The following is a 3,919-nucleotide window of genomic DNA, read 5'->3' as shown; positions in this document are numbered from 1 at the left end:
CTCTTCGGTTTGGTGGGCAAAATGTATTCTAAGATACATTCCTCCTAGCCAGGGGGTGGAACGAACCACAAAGACACAAAGGACACAAAGATTGATCGATCCTATGTAAGTTACACTTATCACACAGAACCTAGAAGAGCCACCTATATACTCAACGGATTTAGTATCAAAGGCGACATCGGAACCCTAGACGCGAAGATAGAGGGTTTAAGCTGCAAGCAGTTCGAGTTAAAGTTATAGAGAACGTGCTGGGGAAAACCACTGATCTAGCGGAAAAAATCGGGAAACTGAAAAACTGGAAACAAATGGGGGTAGTGGTGATCACCGCTTTGATCAGTTCGATCTAGTCCTAGGTTTTAAAAGTTACCCAAAAAGACAGGCAATAATTATCCCCAAAATACTCTGGGGAGTAACCTAAATAACCAACCTCAAAAAAACTCTCTGCTACACTTGAGTCAGTAGATGCACCCTGATGAAAAAGGAGAGTCAAAGAAAGCTCTCCTTTTTTTTTGTTGAGAAAGCAATCCGGGGTGATTTAGCCGCGGTTAGCAGGTAGTTTCGCCTTGCGTGCCATGTCTTTGAAACCATTCAAACTAGGACCGGGGCGACGGCGAGACATACTAGGAGTAATCAAGTATTTTGTCGCAAATTCCACTTCTTGCGGCTCTACTTTACCGTTAGTAGCGGCTACGGGTGCCGGTGCGCTCACAGGAGCGGCGGGAGTTTCTTTTGCTTGCTTTTCTTTCTTAACAGAAGTTTTTTTGTTTTTTTTCTCAGCTACAGGGGCAGCAGCAGACTCCACAGCAGGGGCGGGCGCTTCCACAACAGGGGCGGCTGCTGCCGTGGTTGCTGTCGCTTTTTGTTCACCATCGGTTTCTTTTAGTTCTAGGTAAAAGTCAGATTTTTTGCCACCAAAGAGATTTTTTAACATCGGGGATCACTCCGAGAGTTGGGAAAATGTAAAAGACTAGGTATTTAAAAATTTATCATTGACCGGGATCAGGCAGCAAACAAGATTATTCTCTTGACAATTTACCTCTTTTATCTATTTTTCTTTGGATAATCTCTACCAGACAAAGTGTTTTAAAACAAGTTAAATTTACAAAAATTAACAAAAATTAAGAATGAGAAACCCCGACGCAAACAAGGGCAAAAACTGCTGGAGACGTTGTCAGCAACGTCTCCAGATTATTTATTGGGGATTTAGCCGGCTGCGGGTACACGGCTGCCGCTAACTCCGGGTACAGGACCACGACGAATATTGGTTTCCGTTTCGATGGGAACGAATTCAATATGATTGAGGAGGGTAGTAACGAAAGCAAAGAGTAAAAAAGGCAAAGAGAGGACGACGACTAACCCCACGGTAGCGAGGGCAAAAATTTGTCTAGTGCTACTCCAAAGAGCTAGAGTGGAAGCCAGAGTAAGAAAAATAACGATTAACCAGACGATTATTTGTCCGTAAATATCTCCGAAGGTGAGGGTGCAAACCATGCGATAGTTACGAAAATCCTTATCCATAACAGTAAACCCGTAGATAGTCAGTTATTGTTTTAGGGTAAGTCTAGAATCGTCACCTTGGTCAATATTTAAAGGTTTTTATAAACACTTGTTGATAAATCTTTACAATTCTGCTCCGAGCGGGTAGCCAAATCTAGAGGTAAGAGCGGTATTGTTTGGTTGCTCTCCTCAGAATTGATAAGAATTGCTAAGAATTACCAAAAAACTGGCCAGAATTTTGGCGAACGCTCTTTACAATTAAGTTAGAAAGGCAAGGAGGAGCAAGCCTAATGAAAACTTTTGTTGAGCGTTATTGGTCTTGGTTTAATTGGACAACCCTAGCTATGGTTGTTCTCGGTTTCTGGTTAAGTGCCAGTTTCGTCATCGATTTAATCATTATCCCCAGCTTATCCGTAGCTGGCATGATGACACAAAATGGCTTTGCCAGTGCCGGTTACTTGCTATTTGGCATTTTTAACCATCTGGAATTAGTTTGTGCGGCGATTGTGCTGTGTAGCTTTGTTGTCTTCCACCGCTATCATACCTTAATCCATCTCCCCGAACATCGATCGCTTCTATTCGCCGGTGTTCTCTTAGTAATCACCCTAATTTACACCTATTTTCTCACTCCCAATCTGAGCGCTATGGGTTTACTGGCCCCCGTTACTGCGTCGGGAATGTCGGGAGAAATGATGTCCTTGCAGATTGGTTACTGGTTTCTAGAAGTGGTTAAAGGTTTGATAGCTTTTACCCTGTTGCGCTGGTGTTGGCGAGATGCCTTTAAGTTAGCTTAACTATTAGCGGCAATATTGCGGTTATCTGACATAGTGAGGTTAAAAGCTTTCGGTATTAGGGAATAGGCAATCTTACGGCTTTTTCCCCCTTCCCTAGTGCAGTCTTAACCGGTGTGTCGGCAGCTTACCCCAAAGCAGACCAAACCTCTAACTTACTGACCACACGACGAATCACCTCATCGGTAAACTCACTCATGGTCATTTGTCCCCCTAAATCCGGGGTTTTTTTGCCCTCGTGAATAGTTTCAAAGACACTTTCATAAATTGCCCTAGAAGCTTTACGCGCTTCGTTAGTTTCGATATAACCTAACAAAGCTGCCGAGGCTAAAATCATCGCCATGGGATTAGCGATATTTTTGCCCTCTAAAGCGGGGGCCGTGCCGTGGGGAGCTTCTGCCATAATAGTTTTAACTGCTAAGGTCTCCTCATCAAATCCCAAAACTAAACTTTCAGCCCCAGCAATACTGCCATAGAGTTGCAAGACAAAATCCGATAATAAATCGCCATCGCGATTAAGTGCTGGAATCACCAAAGCTTCGCCGTCGGTTTGTAAAAGTAGGGCAAAAGTTGCATCAATTAACAGGGGTTGATAACGCACTTCCGGATGTCTTTGGGCCGCCGCGTCTAATTCCTCTTTAAACATCCCTTCGTAGGTGGCACTAACGGTGAATTTTGGGCCGCCAAATACCCGCGCCCCGGTTTTTTTGGCCTGTTGAAAGGTAAACTCGGCCACAGCGCGACTGGTAGCCCTAGAAATGCGCGAGGTGCGATAGGCAATTTCATCGCCGGTGGCAGTGGTTTCTCGCCATTCTTTGGCCCCGTAGGCATCATCAACGGCCATGCGGACAATGGCAATGGGAGAATAAACACCCCCAATCGGACGAATGCCGGGGATACGGCGACCGATACGGAGAATTACCTGAGAATTCATTGCTTCTCTTAAAATAGCGTTAGGACTGCCCACATCTCCTTTAATTTCTGGGGTAATAGTGGCAGCTTTGAGAGCTAATCCGGTTTTTAGAGTCGCTTCAGCGGCCTCATGAACCACTTGATTGTTACTCTGGCGACGTTGGGCTAAACTAAGATCAAAATCGGCAAAGTTAAGCGGTTGACGAATTATCGAGGGTTGCAATACTCTCAGGGCTTCTAGTAATAGTTCTTCTCCAGTTTGGTCGCCGTGCATGACCACAATAGTGGGGATATTTTCAGTCATAATTTTTGAGTTTTAATAAAAATTTTCAAGTATATCTTAATGCTTAATTGACCGTTTAATCGGCTAAAAAAGATACTTTTTACCTTAATTAATTCTGTAATTTTATCAATCTTGTAGAAAAAGATATATAATACCAAATCTGGTTATTAAAAACCGATTATTTATTCTCCCTTTTGCCCCCCTTATCAAGGGGGGTGCCGATAGGCGGGGGGGTCTACCCTTAATAAGGGGGGTATCTGAAAGTTTTTAACACCTAGCCACTTAGAAGAAAATAGGTTCTTCCGAACTTACACTGTAGAAAATTCCCCAAGCTCCCTCTCTGTCCAGCAATGCTCTAAAGTTGATAAATATCAATCTAACAAAAACTCAAAGCCCTATTTTACAAGCTTTACAAGCATGAGTTGTTGATAGTTTT

General features: G+C 43.5%; 4 protein-coding genes. 1 reads left to right on the top strand and 3 read right to left on the bottom strand.

Annotated elements, in window-relative coordinates; genetic code table 11:
• Positions 1-535: 535 nt before the first annotated feature.
• Positions 536-931: a hypothetical protein gene (locus IM485_RS12265; RefSeq protein ID WP_104398374.1), complete on the bottom strand. Its 396-nt coding sequence runs from the start codon at positions 929-931 to the stop codon at positions 536-538.
• A 272-nt stretch (positions 932-1,203) separates the two neighbouring features.
• Positions 1,204-1,518, bottom strand: coding sequence for a hypothetical protein (locus IM485_RS12260; RefSeq protein WP_002758945.1), 315 nt, complete (start codon positions 1,516-1,518; stop codon positions 1,204-1,206).
• Positions 1,519-1,787: 269 nt separating this feature from the next.
• Here IM485_RS12260 and IM485_RS12255 point away from each other — a divergent pair, with 269 nt between their 5' ends.
• On the top strand, positions 1,788-2,291 hold the full coding sequence (locus IM485_RS12255; RefSeq protein WP_002798683.1) for a hypothetical protein: 504 nt from the start codon (positions 1,788-1,790) through the stop codon (positions 2,289-2,291).
• Between the two features lie 124 nt (positions 2,292-2,415).
• On the opposite strand, the gene IM485_RS12250 is transcribed toward IM485_RS12255, so the two are convergent.
• Positions 2,416-3,504 (bottom strand): isocitrate/isopropylmalate family dehydrogenase, encoded by a 1,089-nt coding sequence (locus IM485_RS12250; protein WP_002766299.1) that lies wholly within the window; start codon positions 3,502-3,504, stop codon positions 2,416-2,418.
• Positions 3,505-3,919: the final 415 nt, after the last annotated feature.

Source organism: Microcystis sp. M169S2 (assembly GCF_020245865.1).
GTDB lineage: Bacteria > Cyanobacteriota > Cyanobacteriia > Cyanobacteriales > Microcystaceae > Microcystis > Microcystis ichthyoblabe_A.
The sequence above is the reverse complement of the archived record's forward strand: the minus strand, read 5'-3'. Positions and strand labels throughout refer to the sequence as shown.

Bases quoted from the DNA above. Each gene is read 5' to 3' on its own strand.
- IM485_RS12265 (WP_104398374.1), bottom strand. From the start codon at position 931: ATGTTAAAAAATCTCTTTGGTGGCAAAAAATCTGACTTTTACCTAGAA.
- IM485_RS12260 (WP_002758945.1), bottom strand. From the start codon at position 1,518: ATGGATAAGGATTTTCGTAACTATCGCATGGTTTGCACCCTCACCTTC.
- IM485_RS12255 (WP_002798683.1), top strand. From the start codon at position 1,788: ATGAAAACTTTTGTTGAGCGTTATTGGTCTTGGTTTAATTGGACAACC.
- IM485_RS12250 (WP_002766299.1), bottom strand. From the start codon at position 3,504: ATGACTGAAAATATCCCCACTATTGTGGTCATGCACGGCGACCAAACT.